The organism is Aeromonas sp. 9A (genome assembly GCF_963900955.1).
Classification (GTDB): domain Bacteria; phylum Pseudomonadota; class Gammaproteobacteria; order Enterobacterales; family Aeromonadaceae; genus Aeromonas; species Aeromonas salmonicida.
This window is the reverse complement of record NZ_CAWRFG010000001.1, coordinates 2,160,932-2,176,767: the sequence shown is the minus strand read 5'-3', so window position 1 is coordinate 2,176,767 and position 15,836 is coordinate 2,160,932. Positions and strand designations below refer to the sequence as shown.

Sequence of the window (15,836 nt, the reverse complement as noted above, 5' to 3'; positions counted from 1 at the left end):
CGTGATCGCGAGGCCGCCTTATGCTGCCGCTGAAGGCGCTGCTACGCCTCTATCGCTGGCATCCCTGGCTGCTGCTGATGAGTCTGACCGGGCTCATGCTGGGAGTCTCGCTGGTGGTGGCCATTGACCTGCTCAACCACAGCGCCAGCACCAACTTCGTCGCCGCCCGCACCCAGCTGGCGGGAGATGCCAACTATCGACTGGCCCCGAGCGGCGGCCTGGATGAGCAGCTTTACGTCAAACTGGTACGCAGCCAACCAAGCCTCAATGCCATGCCGCAGCTGCACGCCTGGCTCAAAGATGAGCAGGGTCGCAGCGTCCAGTTGCTGGGGATGGATCTCTTCAATCCCGGCCCCCTGAGCCAGCTGTTTGCCAGCGTGAGTAAAGAAGAAGCCCCCTCTTTCTCCCTGAACCAGGCAGACAGCGTCTGGCTGGCGACGCCGGAGGCCAAACGGCTAGGCTGGCTGCCGGGGCAGTCCCGCACCTTTGTGCTGAGCGGCGGTGGCGAGGGTGATCGCCCGCTGATCCTGACGCTCGCGGGCACCTTCGAGCCCGGCGCCGTGCCCATGGAGCGGCTGCTGGTGACCGACATAGGTCTGGCCCAACACATGCTGGGCAAGGCGGGAAGGCTGGATCGCATCGTCTTCAAGCTCAGTGACGCCGAGGCCCGCGCCCTGCAAGCGACCCTGCAAGCCTATCTCCCCCATCAGCCGCTCTGGCTCGAGCCCATCAGCCCGGCGCTCGATGCCAGCCAGCTCGGCGATGCGCTGGCGCTCAACCTCACCGCCCTCTCTCTGCTCGCCATGGCGGTGGGACTGTTTCTGGTGTTCAACGCCCAGCGCTTTGTACAGAGCGTGCGTCGCCCCCAGCTGGCCCAGCTGATCATTCTGGGGCTGCCGCCTCGCCGGGTCCTGCACTGGCTGGTACTGGAGCTGCTCCTTCTCGCCACTCTGGGCACCCTGCTCGGACTGCTGCTCGGCAGCCTCCTGGCCCTCACCCTCATGGGACAACTGACCCAGGCGCTGGCCGACCTTTATGGCCCCAATCCCATCGACCTGCTGCGCCTCTCCCCCATCAGCCTGTTCAAGGCACTGCTGATTGGCCTTGGCGGGACGCTGGCCGCCAACCTGCCCGGCTGGTGGCAACTGCTGCGCCAGTCCCCCCTTGCGCTTCGTGAGAGCAACAGCCGCCCTGCCACCCATCCGTGGCGTCGGCGCTGGCTCGCCATCGCCATCCTGCTCCTGTGCGCCCTATGCCTCGCCCTGCCCCGGACAGGGTTGCCAGGTGCCCTGTTTATCGCCGGTGGCTGGCTGCTGGCCATGGCGCTCTGGCTGCCGGATGCCCTGCGCTGGGTGCTGGGTCAGTTGCGTAAGCGCATGGGTCGCCAGCACAGGCGCAGCAGCCTGACCGCCCAACTGGCGGTGGCCGAGACCCAATATCATCTGGATCGCACCGCCATCGCCGTCATGGCACTGCAACTGGCCATCGCCGCAGCCATCGGCATAGGCGTCATGGTATCGAGCTTTCGCTCGAGCGTGGAGATTTGGCTGGACCAGCGTCTGGCCGCCGATCTCTATGTCACCGCCCCCAAGGGCGCGGCCGGCAGCAGGGGCATACTGAACCAGGTCACCCTGGATGCCATTCTCGCCAACCCCGCCGTAGAGCAAGCCTCGCGGCGTTCTGTGCAGCCCGCCCGCTGGCAGGGACACCCCATTGAGTGGGCACAGATGGATTTTATCCCGCCCCTCAAGGCGGCCTATCCCCTGCTGACCGGTCGCTGGCCCGCAACCCCAGACGAGGTGCTGGCAAGCGAACCCCTGACGGTGCGACTCGGAGTCAGGGTGGGCCAGACGCTCAGCATCACCAGCGAACAGGGCCCAAGGGAGCTCACCGTCACCGGCGTCTATCAGGATTACGGCAGCGACAAGGGACAAGTTCTGCACGCCTTCGAAGATGGCCCAGTGCAATCCCTCGCCCTCTTTAGCAAAACGCCGGAACAGCTGGCCGACAGCCTGCGCACCCGTTTTGGCGAGAGGGTCAACCTGCTGGCGGCCCCTGCCATTCACGCCGCCGCCCTCAAGGTGTTCGACCAGACCTTTGTGGTTACCGAGTTGCTTAAACTGCTGATCCTGGGCATCGCCTTCGTCGGCATAGGCTCGGCCTTCATGGTGCTGGGGCTGGCAAGGCGCAGCGAGTTGCAGACCTTGCAGAGTCTGGGGTTGAGCCCGCGTCATTGTCGCCGCCTGCTGGTGTGGCAAGGTGCGGGCCTGGGGCTGCTTACCGCGCTGCTGGCGCTGCCGGTAGGCTATGGGCTGGCCTGGGTGCTGATCGAGGTGGTCAACCCCCGCGCCTTTGGCTGGCGTCTCGCCTTCGAGGCCGCCCCCTTGCATGCCGTCACGGCCCTGTTGCTGGCCCCTGTGTGCGCGGCGCTCGCATCCTGGTTTGCCGCAAGGAAACTGGTATGAAAAAACGCAATGCCTGGCTACTGCTGCTCACCTGCACCCTGTATGGCGGGGCGGCCTGGGCCAACGATCTGGGCACCATCCTCGGTGGCCGCAGCGATCAGTTCAAAAAGGCTCTGCCGGGCCAATCCATCACGCTGCCCGCCGATCACGCTGCCCACCCCGACTACCGCTCCGAGTGGTGGTATCTCACCGGCAACCTCAAGGATGAGCAGGGGCGCGAATATGGCATGCAGTGGACCCTGTTTCGCCAAGGTATTGAACAGCAGATTAAAACGGACAACCCCTGGCTCACTCCCCAGCTCTGGCTGGCCCAGTTTGCCATCACTGACCTCGGCAAAGGCAGCCACCAACAGGATGAGCGCACCAGCCGCCAGGGCCCCGGGCTCGCGGGTGCCAGCGGCGGCGAGTATTGGCTCAGGGAATGGGGGCTTGCCTCACAGGGGAAGCCACTCTTTCCCGCCACCCTCAAGGTGCAGAGCAAGATTGGCGAGCTGAACCTCAAGGTCGATGCCGCCAAGCCTGTGGTCTTGCAGGGCATACAGGGTTACAGCGAGAAGAGCCCGGGCAACGCCTCGTTTTACTACTCCTACCCGCGCTTGACGCTTACCGGCACTTTGACCCTCGATGGCGAGGCGCGCAAGGTCACGGGTCAGGGCTGGTTTGATCACGAGTGGAGCAGCTCGGTATTGGCCGACTGGCAGTCAGGCTGGGACTGGTTCTCGCTGCAATTAAGCGATGGCCGCGAGCTGATGCTGTTTCGCCTGCGCACCAAGGAAGGTCGTCCCGAACCGGAGAACCGCTACGGCATCCTGATTGAACAGGACGGCAGCAGCAAAGTGCTCTCCCCCGACAGCATTCGCCTTGTGCCCGGCAAAACCTGGCGCGGCCCCAAGGGCCAAGCCTATCCCGTCGAGTGGCAACTGAGCGCCGCCGATATGAACCTCACCATTCGTGCCCGCCAACCCAATCAGGCCATGACAGGGCGCTTTGACTACTGGGAGGGGGCCGTGATGGTATCAGGGGATGCAAAGGGGCTGGGGTATCTGGAGATGACGGGGTATTGAGCGCAATGGCTGCGAATGCTCACACCCAATCCCCCCATACGGTTGCGCATTAACAACGTCCTGTTCTCACCGACGCAGGTTTTCATTCCAGCAAAAAGACCCCGGCATGGCCGGGGTAAACACGGGGTGGAACATAAAACACTTCGGTCGGTCATCACCTCGGCTGCGCTATGCGTCAGCCAAGGCGGCTTCAACAGTGACTCAGGGCTGTTTGTCCGCCATCAGCACCAGACCGTTTTGCTCGGGGAAACCAACCACCAATGCAGTCTGCTTGGTATTGGGGATGGTGAACGCGGCGGCATAGGCTAGAGCCCCGTCCCTGGCTTTGGCCAGGCTCAACACCCACTTGTTCTCAATCGGCGTGAAATCGCTTGAGGCCTTGAAGCGGCACTTGCCAAAGCCGCTCACGGTCAGCTTGCTCAGGCCATTGTGCTGATCGGCCTTGCCCTTGCCGGTCAGGGTGCAACCGGCGCTGGGGAATTCCATCTCCACCGTCAGGGAGCCGCTGTTGTTGGTGCTCTTGATCTGGCCCACCATGGCGTCGGCGAAGCCCTCATCGTCTGCAACTGACCAGCTGTCGCTGCTGATCGCCCGGGTGGCCAGCTTGTTGACGGCGACGTGGCCGCTCCAGGATGGGTAGAGGGTCGTGCTCTGATCCGGCTCCCAAAACTGGGTGCCGGTGCGGGTAAAGTCAAAGGTCCAGCGCTTGACCTCTTTGCCATTCACGTCAATCACCGACTGATCACGGAAGGTGATGAGGTTGTGGTCATTGCTCTGGCTATCGACCTTGTTGCCACGCTCGGAGGTACGCTCCAGCAAGACGGGGTATATCCCATCCTTGTTCTCTTTCTGAGCCGCCTTGCCGCTCCACTGGCTGTTGGTTGCCACCTTGCCCGCATCCTTGTCGACCCAGACACCCCAACGCTGCTCGCGATCCGCCTTGGGATAGATAAGTGCCATCCCTTCCAGCCCCTTGATCATTTTGAACGACGCCTTGTCATTATCGCGGCTCAACAGGCTGGCCTCGTAAAGACCCGCATCAGGCAGTGGCAGCGGTGCGCGCTTGGCAATACTGTTGGCGGCTTTCTCGCTGTCGCAGGCGGACAGGGCGGCGGTGCAGGCGATGGCCAGCATGGCTTTGTGGTGCATTCTCATTGACGCTTGTTCCTTGCAATTGCTTTGTTATGTGAGGTGCATTCAATCGCCGCTGAATTTACTGGAGGGAGGGTTCGCCAGTCGACTCAAGATCTGTAACCAGCTGTTACAAGGACTTGGGTAACAAGACGCAGACAGCACACCCAATATCGCAACAGGAAGGCCGGTGACTGGAAGAAATCTTGTGCGCCATTCGCTCACCCCGTCTGCCAACCCAACACGCTTGGCAACAAGCGAAGAGTCACGCAGCAACAAGGCGGGCCACTGCATCAGACCTTCCCCCTATAGACACTTCCCTACTCAGCTATCCCCACACCAGCACAGGCAGAAACCAGACTGCCATCAAAATTGCGTTCAAATTCCACGGGTTGGATAACATTTTGTTCAACAGAGTCAATCGCCATTTGATACCCTTTCAACCTGCATGCCTGTCAGCCCAAGAAGAGCTCATGCACTCGTCTCTGATGGCAACATAATGAACTTCTCATTATGTTCAGTTGGTAAGTTGCAAGTACAAGGATGGAATTTATGTGGCAAGAAATATGGAAAACTGTCTTGTCTGAATTTGCGGATATTCAGGATATCAAGCAGATGACGCAGATTGTATTACGTCTGCTGGTAGCCGGCTTATTGGGTGGTCTATTAGGCTACGAGCGTGAACAGAAAGGGAAAAGTGCCGGGATCCGCACCCATATGCTGGTCAGTATCGGTGCAGCCCTGTTCGTGCTGATCCCCCAGCAAGCAGGCGCATCAACCGCTGATCTGACCCGGGTGTTGCAGGGTCTCACTGCCGGGGTTGGGTTTCTGGGCGCTGGCACCATCATTCTGGGCACCCGGCAGACAGAAACCCAGGGGCTGACAACGGCAGCCGGTATCTGGGTCACCGCAGCCATCGGCATTGCCGCGGGTATGGGTCGAGAATCCACTGCGGTTCTCGCCACCCTGATAGCCCTGTTTATTTTAACCATTGTGCCTTGGTTGCTGGGTTTTAAAAAAGAGGGGCGCTGAATTGATGGGAAGCCAGATTCGCCCGTCGACACAAGCTCTGTCAATCGCGGTGACAGGCATTGATAAGCAAGGGATATCACCGCGCTTGCTTAACCGGGCGGTGTAACAACAAGAGGAAAAGCCGCCTCCCCGCCCCATATCTCTCGACCTTTCCACATCAAAATCTGACCGCCATCAAGATTTCATTCAAAACCCACGGGCTGGCTGTGTTTTCACTCAACAGGAGAGGTCGGCCTTTGATAGGCTACTCATCCGGCCCTTAGAGCCCCAAAGGCAGCCAAGATGTAGCGATGGTTTGCATCTCTTCAATACGCTTAGAAACAACTCGTTGGGAGCTGAAAATTGTGCGGCAGCAATCCAATTTGATGGCAAAGTTATTATTAAAGATAGTGACATTATGTTAAGGAATAAGTTAGAGGCTTGATATGAATACTAAGGAGAAGATAAAGCTTTACATTCTTTCACTTATGTTCCTATTTGTTATGGTGATTTTTTTGTCCATCAATATGGAATCTCCATCTTCAGATAGTGAACTTAAATATAATATTGTTATATATTATATATTGTCTAATTGGCTTCCTATATTGATGCTTTTCTCCATTATATATTGTGAATTTATAAGGCGTGAATTTGACTTTGAACTTAATGGCAGTGCTAGTGACAGTTTATTGGTCATTGATTGCAAAAGTGAAAATTATGAGCATTTAAGCTTCTTAGCCACATATATTGTTCCATTTGCAGGGCTCAATTTTGATTCCCCACTTAAGCTGCTTGCTTATTTATTCTTATTGGTTGTGATAGGTATAATCTTTGTTAGGACTGATAAGTATTATACAAACCCCACACTATCTATCTATGGATACAAGTTATACAGGGCCACCTTGGCCGATCATGTAAGCCATTACCATTCTGTAATCGTAATAACAAAATATGATTTAAAAAAAGGGCAGAACATTGCCTATAAATTTATCTCTGAAGATGTATGCTTTGCTAGGAAAATAAATAATGACTAGAGACGACATTAAATTTGACATGAAGAAGATTCTGGACACATGTACAGGGATTAAAGTTTTCTTTATTGATGATGATAATAACGAACTATATGATTCAGATATTGAAAGTGAGGGGTTGGATGAATTTATGATTGGCTTTGTCAATGATCTGAAAAACAGATTCACTGACAACGAGAAACTTTCAATTCCAAACCTATCTAATGCCGATGATCGAAAGAATGCACTTTATTATTTTGATTTCGATGTGCGAATTCATGAGTTCAATTATTTAGACAAAGTTAACGACATGCAAGCCAATAAAATTATTGGCAAATACCAAGTTAAAAGCAAAGGTCTGTCAAGTATTAAAGCTGTCGTCATAAGACTGAAAGGAAATGATGGGGAAGTAATCTCATTTTATCAGTACATACATAGAACAGCGCTATGGACTTCGGGGAAAGGTGTATTCTTTACCACTCATAAAACCCGAGTTGTAAAAATGACAGATGATGTTTTGAGACTAAACAACAATTTTATCTTTGCTAAAATAGGAAAAAGCTATTTAATAAACAACATTAATGCATTTGAGAAAGAGTTAGGGTTTGACAAAATAATACATGCTAAGGCAGAGCAATACTGTTCAAGTATTGAATCACGTGGCCTTGTCAATAATCTAGAAAAGTTTAATAAACGGCTAAAAAATGAGACTCACTTTGCAAGGAAATTTGTCAAGGTTTTCAAAAACTCAGCTGTTATTGAGCAAGAATTATCTAACGAAGAAATTATCTCATTCGCTATGAGTAAATCTTTCTATGAAAATAAGCTCAAGCTAACAGAAGATGGGAATCAGTTTGACTTAAATAGCATACAGCGCTGCTCTTATTTTCTGCAGTTATTAGATGATGAGTTTTTGAAATCAGAATTAACAGGCATGAATTATATTGCCAGAGCAAAAGATAGAGCGGGCTCTTAGTTCTGGTGAATTCAGCTTTGATGTGTAATTCCCATTTAAAAAAAGCTGCCTTGAACAACTGTTTTAGTCTTAAAGTAAGCCCCCTGAAAGAATACATTCTGCCGGGGGGGGGTATTTATCTCGCCGCCTGATCAACCAAATAAAGAATGCTGTGATAGGGAATGCCGGCGTGCTGGCTCTGCCCCATCTCACGAGTGCGCTATTCCAGTGACATCGAAGAACTGGATAAGCGCTGGCTCGGATATATCCCCTGCTTTATTTGACTCGGGATGAGGAGACAGATTATTTACGGCCGCGGGCCAGGGATTTTAAAAATGCCAGGGTGCGGCGGTTGAACTGCTCAGGCTGCTCCACATTGCAGACATGGCCACACTGTTCGATCACCGCCAAAGAGGAGCTGGCATCGCGGGCCACCTGCTCGCGCACCGGTGCCAGGAACATATGATCCTCCTCCCCCATCACGTAGAGGGTCGGGATCGGCAGGGCTCGCTCCTTGAAGTAGCGCATCAGGGGGTTGACCTCGGTGGCGAGGCGGAACCAGCGTTTGAACTCCTTCTGACACAATTTGCGCGCCTCGCGCACGAACAGGTTGCGCGACTCCTGATGGTGCTGGCGCGGCATTATGATGAAGGCGAACAGGCGGTAGAGCCACATGTAGGGCAGGATGTGCTGGCCGAGGCGCCCCAGTTGCACCAATACCCGGGAGCGGATATCCAGCCGCAGTATGGCACCGCCCAATACCATGCTCTTGACCCGCTCCGGGCAGAGCTCCGCCAGATGGCGAATAAGGATGGTGCCAAGGGAGATGCCGACAAAGTGGGCGCAACGGATATTGAGATGATCGAGCAGGCGCACTATGTCTTCGGTCACGGCCCGAAAGCTGTAGTGACCCTTGACCACCTGCTGCAACTGGTGGGACTGACCGTGGCCACGCAGGTCCAGCAGCAGCACGTTGAAGTGCTCGCGATAGGCGCGCAGCTGCTTGAACCAGATGGAGGAGCTGCCACCGGCGCCGTGCACGAATACCACCCAATCCCTGTCGGGGCCAAGCTCGAACGTCTTGTGATACAGCATCTTGCGACTCCCTCATCGACGGCATTGGGGTATAGTAGGCGCGCATCTTAGCAGATATTTTCACCCAAAAAATACGTTTGCATGGCAACTGGCGAGGAGCGTGACCATGGAGTTGACGAGTTTGAGAGCCTTTCTGCTGACCCTGCCGGGCACTCAGGAGGACACCCCCTTCGGCCCGGAGATCCTGGTCTATCGCATCGCCGGCAAGATGTTCGCGCTGGTGGATTGGCAGGCAGAGCCGCTCACCATCAACCTCAAATGTGAGCCCGAGCTCGCCCTGCTGCTGCGGGAGATCCATCCCGAGGTCAAACCCGGCTGGCACATGAACAAGCAGCACTGGAACACGGTTACCCTGAGCGACACCCTTGCCAGCGATCTTTGGCAAGGCTGGGTGCACCACTCCTATGAGCGGGTGGTCGCCGGCCTGCCCAAGGCCAAACGGCCGCAAGCGCCGACACTGTGAGACGCCCCATGCCAGAGCAGCCCAAGATAGTCCCGCTGAGCGAGCCGCATATCCCAGCCCTCATCACCCTGTTCGAGCAGGCGGTACGCCAACGCGGCCCCGAGCACTACAGCGAGGCGCAGGTAGCGCAGTGGGCCCTCGGTGCCCATCATCCGGGCTTTGTCAGCCAGTTGCGTGAGCACCACGGCTGGGTGCTGGAGCATGCCGGCGCCGTGCTCGGCTTTGTCACCCTCAGCGACGATGGTCACCTGAGCCTGCTTTATGTGAGCGCTGACCATCAACGCCAGGGGCTTGGCGGCCTCTTGCTCGCCACCGCCCTCAGCCAGGCGACTCGGCTCGGCATCGAGACCCTGACGACGGAAGCCAGCGCCTTCAGCTATGGGCTATTTTTACGGTATGGCTTTGAGCTGACCGGATTGGAAAGCGTGGAACGGGGTGGAGTCAGTTTTATCCGCTATCGTCTGCACTGCCGCTTGCCAAGCTAGGACCAGCCACTAAAATACGCACAGTTTTTTCGTATTGTTGAGGATTGAGGCAGCCATGGTTGTAGAAAGCGAAGGCTATATCGCCCTGATTGAGTATCTGGTGGAGAGTCTGGGACTGTTTGAAGCCCAGCAGCAGAGCGGTGGTGAACAGACCATCGAAGATCTGGTGAGCAGCCGGGTGGCGAGCAACCTGATGGCCATCTGCGAACAGAACCCGCAGCTCGATCCCAAATTGCGCTTCATGATCATGCAGGAAGCAGACGCCGTGGTCGCCGATCTGGAAGAGGTGCTCTCCGCCGTCTGGCTGCGTGCCCCTACCCCGGCCCAGCAAGCCTTCCTCGAAGAGTTCATCGACCTCATCAAGAACCTGTTTGACGGCGCCATCAGCTAATCCGTCGAGACACCTGATCCCCGTGGCGCCGACCCAGACGCCCGTATTTTTCCGCACACAGCACACATGAAAAGGGCCGCCTCAATGGGCAGCCCTGCTTGCTATCATTTCAATCTATCCAGCTTTTCAGTGGCGTTCAGTGAAGGTCGAGGCAAGAAATGTGTCTGGTCTTGGCTGCCATCCTTGGAAGCTACTTAGTTCGGCAGGGCCAATTCTATTTAGTTCCCGTTCGTGACATATTTTTTTACGATTTTTTTCACTGCGCCGACAGTCAGTCGACATCAGGCGTAAAAGAGGCCGCAAATGCGGCCTCTTTTGGTATCAAAGCAGGGGTGATCTAGCATGGCGCCATCTGTTAGCGATTGAGGCTCGGCGGCAAACAGACTCCGATCCCCCCCAGCCCGCAATACCCTTCCGGATTTTTCTCCAGATATTGCTGATGGTAATCCTCGGCGTAATAGAAGGGCGCCAGCGGCAAGATGCGGGTGGTGATGGCACGGCTGTCGCCACTGGCCATCATGGCCTGCTGATAGGCGGCTTGGCTCTGCTGGGCGATCACCTGCTGGGTCTCGTCGCCATAGAAGATCACCGAGCGGTACTGGGTACCGACATCGCCCCCCTGACGCATGCCCTGGGCCGGATCATGCTGCTCCCAGAACAGCTTGAGCAGGGCGGCATAACTGATGACGCTGGGGTCAAATACCACCTGTACCGTTTCGGCGTGACCGGTCAGACCGCTGCACACCTCCTTGTAGGTGGGATTCTGGGTGACGCCACCCTGATAGCCAGCGGCGGTGGAGTAGACGCCGGGCTGCTGCCAGAACAGACGCTCCACACCCCAGAAACACCCCATGCCAAACCAGGCTACTGCCATCTCTTCAGGCCAGGGGCCCTGAGTCGGGTGACCATTGACGGCATGTTGCTGGCCAATCACCATCGCATCGCGGCGTCCCGGCAGTGCATCTGCCGGTGAAATAATCTGTTCCATGAACCCTGTCCTTGTATAAAAACCTGTGTCATCGCACAGCTGACGAAAAGGAGTCTCGAAGATAACAGGTTATGAGCCGGGATCAACCAAGGCCACAGCCAGACTGGTGTTGCTGTATTTTTCACCGCCTTCTCGTCTCTCGTTTTTCTTCAGCGTCATCAAGCGGACAAAATGGTGGCATAAAATAGCAAAATCAATATTTAGTCTTGATTTGTGAATTTATTTTCATATATTGAGCCCATTGCTGTTTTTTTATGGAAGAAGCCTCAAGTGCGTGAACGCGAACCCAGCCTGGTCTATGCCTTTCGGCAGTCTACCCCCTATGTCAATGTGCACAGAGGTGCCACCTTTGTGCTGATGATGGGAGGGGAAGCCATCTGCCACCCCAATTTTGCCAATATCGTCAGCGATATCGCCCTGCTGCAGACGCTGGGAATTCGTTTGGTGCTGGTGTTCGGTTCACGTCCGCAAAACGACGAGGCACTGGCTCACGCGGGCATCGAAGCCCAGTACCACAGGCGGATCCGGGTCACCGATGACGAGAGCTTCGCCATCATCAAACAGGTGTGTGGCGGCCTGCAGTACGACATCACGGCCCAGCTCTCCATGGGGCTGGCCAACACCCCCATGCAGGGAGCCCGCATCAGCGTGGTGAGTGGCAACTTCGTCACCGCCCAGCCGCTGGGGGTGGATGATGGCATCGACTTTTGTCACAGCGGTCGGGTACGCCGCATCGACGTGGAGGGGATCACGCGCCAGCTGGATCAGAAGGGGCTGGTGCTCATCTCCCCCATCGGCTGCTCGGTCACCGGCGAGAGCTTCAACCTGAGCTCCGAAGAGGTGGCGCGCCGGGTGGCGGTGGATCTCAAGGCCGACAAGCTTATCTGTTTCAGCAGCACCCAGGGCGTCATGGACAGACACGGCGAAGCCATCTCGGAGCTCTTCCCAGAGCAGGCCGAGGAGCTGCTGGTGGAGCTGGAGCAGGCGGGGGAAGAGATGTCCGGCACAGCCCGTTACCTGCGTGCGGCGATCGCCTCCTGCCGGGGCGGCGTGCCCCGCTCCCATCTGGTGAGCTATCAGGATGACGGCGCCATGTTGCAGGAGCTGTTCAGTCGCGACGGCCTCGGTACCCAGATAGTGCGTGAAAGCGCCGAGCAGGCCCGCGCCGCCACCATCGAAGACATTGGCGGCATTCTGGATCTCATTCGCCCGCTGGAGGAGGACGGCATTCTGGTGCGCCGCTCTCGCGAGCAGCTGGAGATGGAAATAGACAAGTTCACCATCATAGAGCGCGACGGCCTCATCATCGGCTGCGCGGCGCTCTACTGCTTCATGGAAGAGGCGATGGCAGAAATGGCCTGCGTCGCCATTCACCCCGAGTATCGCAACTCCAATCGGGGGGATCAGCTGGTGGCCAAGGTGGCCGAGCGGGCCAAGCGGCTCGGCATTCGTCGCCTGTTCGTACTCACCACCCGCTCCATTCACTGGTTTCGGGAACGGGGCTTCGATCCGCTGGAGGTGGAAGACCTGCCAGTGGAACGGCAACGGCTCTACAACTGGCAGCGCCGCTCCAAGGTTTTGTCAAAAACCATTTCGTAACTTGTTGATCTTGTGCCGAGTTGTCGTCGATTGTTAACTTTTTCACAATCTCGATTGACAGTGCAATCCAGCACAGGGTATTTCTAATTGCACTCCACCGCCTGCGGTGGAGCCAGAAGAGGAGCGCTGCCCAGGCAGCCCAAGGGAGGACACCAGCGTCCGATGAACTTGGGTCAGGGGGAGCAGCGCCGAGACGTGTGAGGCAACTGGATACCTCAACGTCGGCTGCGGGGGCTGAATCCCCCGGGTTGTCATCGGTAGTGGTCATCCCCCACCGCGCCCCATCAGGGGCGGGTACGGGATGGGCTCTGCGGGTGGAGTGCTTCTGGCCGGGATAGCTTCTCTCATTCCTGCCATTTTCAGCCTCCTCCTCTCTTTTTGCCCGATGGAACCGGATTTTTATATTAAGACAGGAGTAAGCAATGAGCCCGATCAATGTCGCCAAGTTTGGTGGAACCAGTGTCGCCAATGCCGCGGCCATGAACAATTGCGCCAATGTGGTGCTGGCCAATCCGGCAACCCGGGTGGTGGTACTGAGCGCCAGCGCCGGCGTCACCAATCTGCTGGTGGCACTGGCCCAGGGTGATCTGGACGAGGCAGGCCAGGAGGCGCAGCTGGCCAAACTGGCCGAGATCCAGCAGGCCATTCTGACGGCACTGGGCGATCCCGCCGACGTGAGTACCCTGATCCATGCCACCCTTGGCGAGATCCGCACCATGGCCCGCCAGGCCAGTCAGCATACGGATGCGGAGCTGGCTGACAGGCTCATCGCCTGTGGCGAGCTGATGTCTACCCGCCTCTTCACCGAACTGTTGCACCAGCGTGGCATCAAGGCCCACTGGCAGGATGTGCGCCAGCTGATGCGCACCGACAGCCGCTTTGGCAAGGCGACCGTGGATCTCGCCGCCACTCGCGACCTCTGCCAACAGGCGCTGGGACCTCTGCTCGGCGACAGCCTCATCATCACCCAGGGCTTCATCGGCTCGGATGCCGATGGCCGCACCACCACGCTTGGTCGCGGCGGCTCCGATTACAGCGCCGCCCTGCTCGCCGAAGCGCTGGATGCGGGCAGCATAGAGATCTGGACCGATGTGCCCGGCATCTACACCACGGATCCGCGACTGGTGACACGTGCACGCCCCATTCCCGAAATAAGCTTCGTGGAAGCGGCCGAGATGGCTACTTTTGGCGCCAAGGTGCTGCATCCGGCCACCCTGCAACCTGCGGTGCGCCAGGACATTCCTGTCTTTGTCGGCTCCAGCAAGGATCCCGCTGCCGGCGGCACCTGGATCCGTGCCAGCACCAGCACCAACCCGCTGTTTCGCGCCGTGGCATTGCGCCGCCAGCAAGTGCTGGTGACCCTGCACAGCCTCAACATGTTCCACGCCTACGGCTTCCTGGCCGAGGTGTTCGGCATCCTGGCCCGCCACCGCATCTCGGTGGATCTCATCACCACCTCGGAAGTGAGCGTGTCGCTCACCCTGGATCACACCGGCAGCCAGAGCAACGGCGAGCCCGTGCTCAGCGACAAGGTGCTGGCCGAGCTGGGTCAGCTGTGCAAGGTAAAGGTGGAAACCGGTCTGGCACTGGTGGCGCTCATCGGCAACCGCATGAGCGAGGCGGCCGGGGTGGGCAGTCAGGTCTTTGACGCCATTCGCGAGCACAACATCCGCATGATCTGTTATGGCGCCAGTGCCCACAATCTCTGCTTCCTGGTCAAGGAAGAAGAAGCGGGCCACATCGTCAATCGCCTCCACCAGGAGCTGCTCGACTGAGCCAGCCAAGGTTTGACACCGCATAAAAGAGGGGCACTCAGGGTGCCCCTCTTTTCGTTGATGCCCATGTCATCGATGCAGATACCAGCCCCTACCCCGCCAGTGTCGGCACCGGCAACAGGCAGGTGCGGATCTCCTCACGCAGACCCGCGAGTCTGGCCAGCAATGCTGCCTGGCTATAGCCAGCCTCGTCAGGCCCCAGATTATCCGCCAGCTCGGCGAAATGGTCGGCCACCGCCTTCTCAAGCCAGTCGAGCCGGCGCAAAGTGAGCGGGCCGCAGCTCTTGCCGCTGAGGTCATCCATGATGTCGAGCCGATGGCTGCGATACATGTCCCGCCACCAGTTGGCGGCCAGCGCGTCATCGCTTGCAAGTGCCGAGCGCCACTCCCCCTGCAACCCTTGCAATCGAGCCAGTACTGCCGAGCTAGCCCCCTCCCGGGTCAGATATTGCAATTCGCGCTGCACCCAGCCCAGACAGAGTCCACGCCAGTAGCGAAACTGCGGCAACGGATCCGGCTCGTCGAGCCAGAGACCCGAGAGGGTGCGGGTCTCCAGCCGTTCCGGCACATGAAACTGGGGATCGGAGAGGCCGTTGGAGTTGAATTCATGGCGGGGATCGAACGGCCACATGTAGCCAAAATCGAACACGGCGATCTGCTGGCCATCATCGAGCAGGTTGCCCGGGCTCGGATCCCAGTCAAACCAGCCCCAATGGGCGAGCTCGGCCTGCACCGCCAGCATCTGGGCCAGATTGCGCTCATTGAGGTCGTGTACCGGCACCCCTCGCAACCAGGGAGAGACGAGCACCCCTGCCCTGGCCGAACCAAAGCAGGTACAGACCACGTGAGAGAGAATGGTGGGATGCAGCTCACGCAGCGCCTCTATCTCGCGGCGCCGCTCCAGCTCGGTCAGGAAGGCGGTCTTGCCGTCGATATTGGCCACCAGGGAGTCATGCCTTCGCCGTTTCAGGCACCAGTGATGTCCCTCCACCTTGAGGTGAAACACCTCGGCGGTGAGCCCGTGACGATAGACCTTGAGCACGGCGGGATGATCCTCTCTGAGTCTCACCAGCTGTGCCAGTGGCAAGGGGCAATCCTGCTCGCGTCCGATCCGGATCTCCTCCTTGCTCTCCAGCATGCGGAGCAATCTTGCCTGACGTGCCGCTACCTTGGGATTCATACATGTACCTCCATCCATTATTGAGAGACTAAGCAGCAAGGCAGGTACAGACCAGCAGCAAAGCGTCATGATGACGCTTTCATCACAGAATGAGTGTGACGGCCCGATCAGGATCACAGTTTGCATGGCTCCATGGTCACGAAATATTCATTGTTTGGTCATTAAATTGACAACAAGGAACAAGCCCCTCACCATCGGGTCACATTAAATGCAGCAGCCATTCG

At 57.3% G+C, this 15,836-nt stretch carries 14 protein-coding genes and 1 riboswitch; of the genes, 10 read left to right on the top strand and 4 right to left on the bottom strand.

The features are described from left to right. The first annotated feature begins 20 nt into the window (after positions 1–20). Together AACX78_RS10240 and AACX78_RS10235 are read left to right on the top strand one after the other, a co-directional pair. On the top strand, positions 21–2,465 hold the full coding sequence (locus AACX78_RS10240; protein WP_159166119.1) for an ABC transporter permease: 2,445 nt from the start codon (positions 21–23) through the stop codon (positions 2,463–2,465). Further along, entirely contained in the window at positions 2,462–3,529 is a 1,068-nt protein-coding gene (locus AACX78_RS10235) for a lipocalin-like domain-containing protein (protein ID WP_201302826.1), read from the top strand. The genes AACX78_RS10240 and AACX78_RS10235 overlap by 4 nt, the downstream gene beginning before the upstream one ends. A gap of 201 nt (positions 3,530–3,730) precedes the next feature. On the opposite strand, the gene AACX78_RS10230 is transcribed toward AACX78_RS10235, so the two are convergent. Continuing rightward, positions 3,731–4,678: a hypothetical protein gene (locus AACX78_RS10230; protein ID WP_201302939.1), complete on the bottom strand. Its 948-nt coding sequence runs from the start codon at positions 4,676–4,678 to the stop codon at positions 3,731–3,733. A gap of 534 nt (positions 4,679–5,212) precedes the next feature. Here AACX78_RS10230 and AACX78_RS10225 point away from each other — a divergent pair. The 3 genes from AACX78_RS10225 (at position 5,213) to kwaB (ending at position 7,657) form a co-directional block, all read left to right on the top strand. Further along, entirely contained in the window at positions 5,213–5,692 is a 480-nt protein-coding gene (locus tag AACX78_RS10225; protein WP_236556316.1) for an MgtC/SapB family protein, read from the top strand. Positions 5,693–6,117: 425 nt separating this feature from the next. Continuing rightward, entirely contained in the window at positions 6,118–6,705 is a 588-nt protein-coding gene (gene kwaA / locus AACX78_RS10220; protein WP_159166115.1) for an anti-phage protein KwaA, read from the top strand. Beyond that, positions 6,698–7,657 carry an anti-phage protein KwaB gene (kwaB, locus tag AACX78_RS10215; RefSeq protein ID WP_159166114.1) on the top strand — a complete coding sequence of 320 codons (960 nt, stop codon included), beginning with the start codon at positions 6,698–6,700 and terminating at the stop codon, positions 7,655–7,657. The genes kwaA and kwaB overlap by 8 nt, the downstream gene beginning before the upstream one ends. 282 nt (positions 7,658–7,939) lie before the next feature. Here kwaB and AACX78_RS10210 read toward each other — a convergent pair whose 3' ends face one another. After that, positions 7,940–8,731 carry an alpha/beta fold hydrolase gene (locus AACX78_RS10210; RefSeq protein WP_021140618.1) on the bottom strand — a complete coding sequence of 264 codons (792 nt, stop codon included), beginning with the start codon at positions 8,729–8,731 and terminating at the stop codon, positions 7,940–7,942. A gap of 106 nt (positions 8,732–8,837) precedes the next feature. Between AACX78_RS10210 and AACX78_RS10205 the strand changes: the two genes are divergently transcribed. The 3 genes from AACX78_RS10205 to AACX78_RS10195 are packed head-to-tail and all read left to right on the top strand — an operon-like array spanning position 8,838 to position 10,070. After that, the gene (locus AACX78_RS10205; RefSeq protein ID WP_021140617.1) at positions 8,838–9,194 is read left to right on the top strand and encodes an MmcQ/YjbR family DNA-binding protein; all 357 of its coding nucleotides are present in this window, start codon (positions 8,838–8,840) and stop codon (positions 9,192–9,194) included. An 8-nt stretch (positions 9,195–9,202) separates the two neighbouring features. Beyond that, on the top strand, positions 9,203–9,679 hold the full coding sequence (locus AACX78_RS10200; protein WP_159166113.1) for a GNAT family N-acetyltransferase: 477 nt from the start codon (positions 9,203–9,205) through the stop codon (positions 9,677–9,679). 55 nt (positions 9,680–9,734) lie between these two features. Continuing rightward, the gene (locus tag AACX78_RS10195) at positions 9,735–10,070 is read left to right on the top strand and encodes a DUF3802 family protein (RefSeq protein ID WP_005310468.1); all 336 of its coding nucleotides are present in this window, start codon (positions 9,735–9,737) and stop codon (positions 10,068–10,070) included. A 355-nt stretch (positions 10,071–10,425) separates the two neighbouring features. Here the strand turns inward: AACX78_RS10195 and msrA are convergent, their stop codons facing one another. Beyond that, complete coding sequence (msrA, locus tag AACX78_RS10190; protein ID WP_111589408.1) at positions 10,426–11,058, bottom strand: peptide-methionine (S)-S-oxide reductase MsrA; 633 nt, start codon at positions 11,056–11,058, stop codon at positions 10,426–10,428. A gap of 270 nt (positions 11,059–11,328) precedes the next feature. On the opposite strand from msrA, the gene argA reads away from it, so the two are divergent. After that, a complete protein-coding gene (argA, locus tag AACX78_RS10185) occupies positions 11,329–12,657 on the top strand; it encodes an amino-acid N-acetyltransferase (protein WP_159166112.1) in 1,329 nt (442 codons plus the stop codon). 108 nt (positions 12,658–12,765) lie between these two features. Beyond that, positions 12,766–12,990, top strand: a riboswitch (Lysine riboswitch). An 89-nt stretch (positions 12,991–13,079) separates the two neighbouring features. Beyond that, entirely contained in the window at positions 13,080–14,432 is a 1,353-nt protein-coding gene (gene lysC / locus AACX78_RS10180) for a lysine-sensitive aspartokinase 3 (protein WP_059112270.1), read from the top strand. Positions 14,433–14,523: 91 nt separating this feature from the next. Here the strand turns inward: lysC and AACX78_RS10175 are convergent, their stop codons facing one another. Then, positions 14,524–15,612 carry a hypothetical protein gene (locus tag AACX78_RS10175; protein ID WP_159166111.1) on the bottom strand — a complete coding sequence of 363 codons (1,089 nt, stop codon included), beginning with the start codon at positions 15,610–15,612 and terminating at the stop codon, positions 14,524–14,526. Positions 15,613–15,836: the final 224 nt, after the last annotated feature.

Excerpts from the sequence above, each read along its gene's own strand:
- msrA (WP_111589408.1), bottom strand. The coding sequence starts at position 11,058 with ATGGAACAGATTATTTCACCGGCAGATGCACTGCCGGGACGCCGCGAT.
- AACX78_RS10175 (WP_159166111.1), bottom strand. The coding sequence starts at position 15,612 with ATGAATCCCAAGGTAGCGGCACGTCAGGCAAGATTGCTCCGCATGCTG.
- AACX78_RS10235 (WP_201302826.1), top strand. The coding sequence starts at position 2,462 with ATGAAAAAACGCAATGCCTGGCTACTGCTGCTCACCTGCACCCTGTAT.
- kwaA (WP_159166115.1), top strand. The coding sequence starts at position 6,118 with ATGAATACTAAGGAGAAGATAAAGCTTTACATTCTTTCACTTATGTTC.
- AACX78_RS10205 (WP_021140617.1), top strand. The coding sequence starts at position 8,838 with ATGGAGTTGACGAGTTTGAGAGCCTTTCTGCTGACCCTGCCGGGCACT.
- AACX78_RS10200 (WP_159166113.1), top strand. The coding sequence starts at position 9,203 with ATGCCAGAGCAGCCCAAGATAGTCCCGCTGAGCGAGCCGCATATCCCA.
- kwaB (WP_159166114.1), top strand. The coding sequence starts at position 6,698 with ATGACTAGAGACGACATTAAATTTGACATGAAGAAGATTCTGGACACA.
- AACX78_RS10230 (WP_201302939.1), bottom strand. The coding sequence starts at position 4,678 with ATGCACCACAAAGCCATGCTGGCCATCGCCTGCACCGCCGCCCTGTCC.
- AACX78_RS10210 (WP_021140618.1), bottom strand. The coding sequence starts at position 8,731 with ATGCTGTATCACAAGACGTTCGAGCTTGGCCCCGACAGGGATTGGGTG.
- lysC (WP_059112270.1), top strand. The coding sequence starts at position 13,080 with ATGAGCCCGATCAATGTCGCCAAGTTTGGTGGAACCAGTGTCGCCAAT.
- AACX78_RS10225 (WP_236556316.1), top strand. The coding sequence starts at position 5,213 with ATGTGGCAAGAAATATGGAAAACTGTCTTGTCTGAATTTGCGGATATT.
- AACX78_RS10240 (WP_159166119.1), top strand. The coding sequence starts at position 21 with ATGCTGCCGCTGAAGGCGCTGCTACGCCTCTATCGCTGGCATCCCTGG.
- AACX78_RS10195 (WP_005310468.1), top strand. The coding sequence starts at position 9,735 with ATGGTTGTAGAAAGCGAAGGCTATATCGCCCTGATTGAGTATCTGGTG.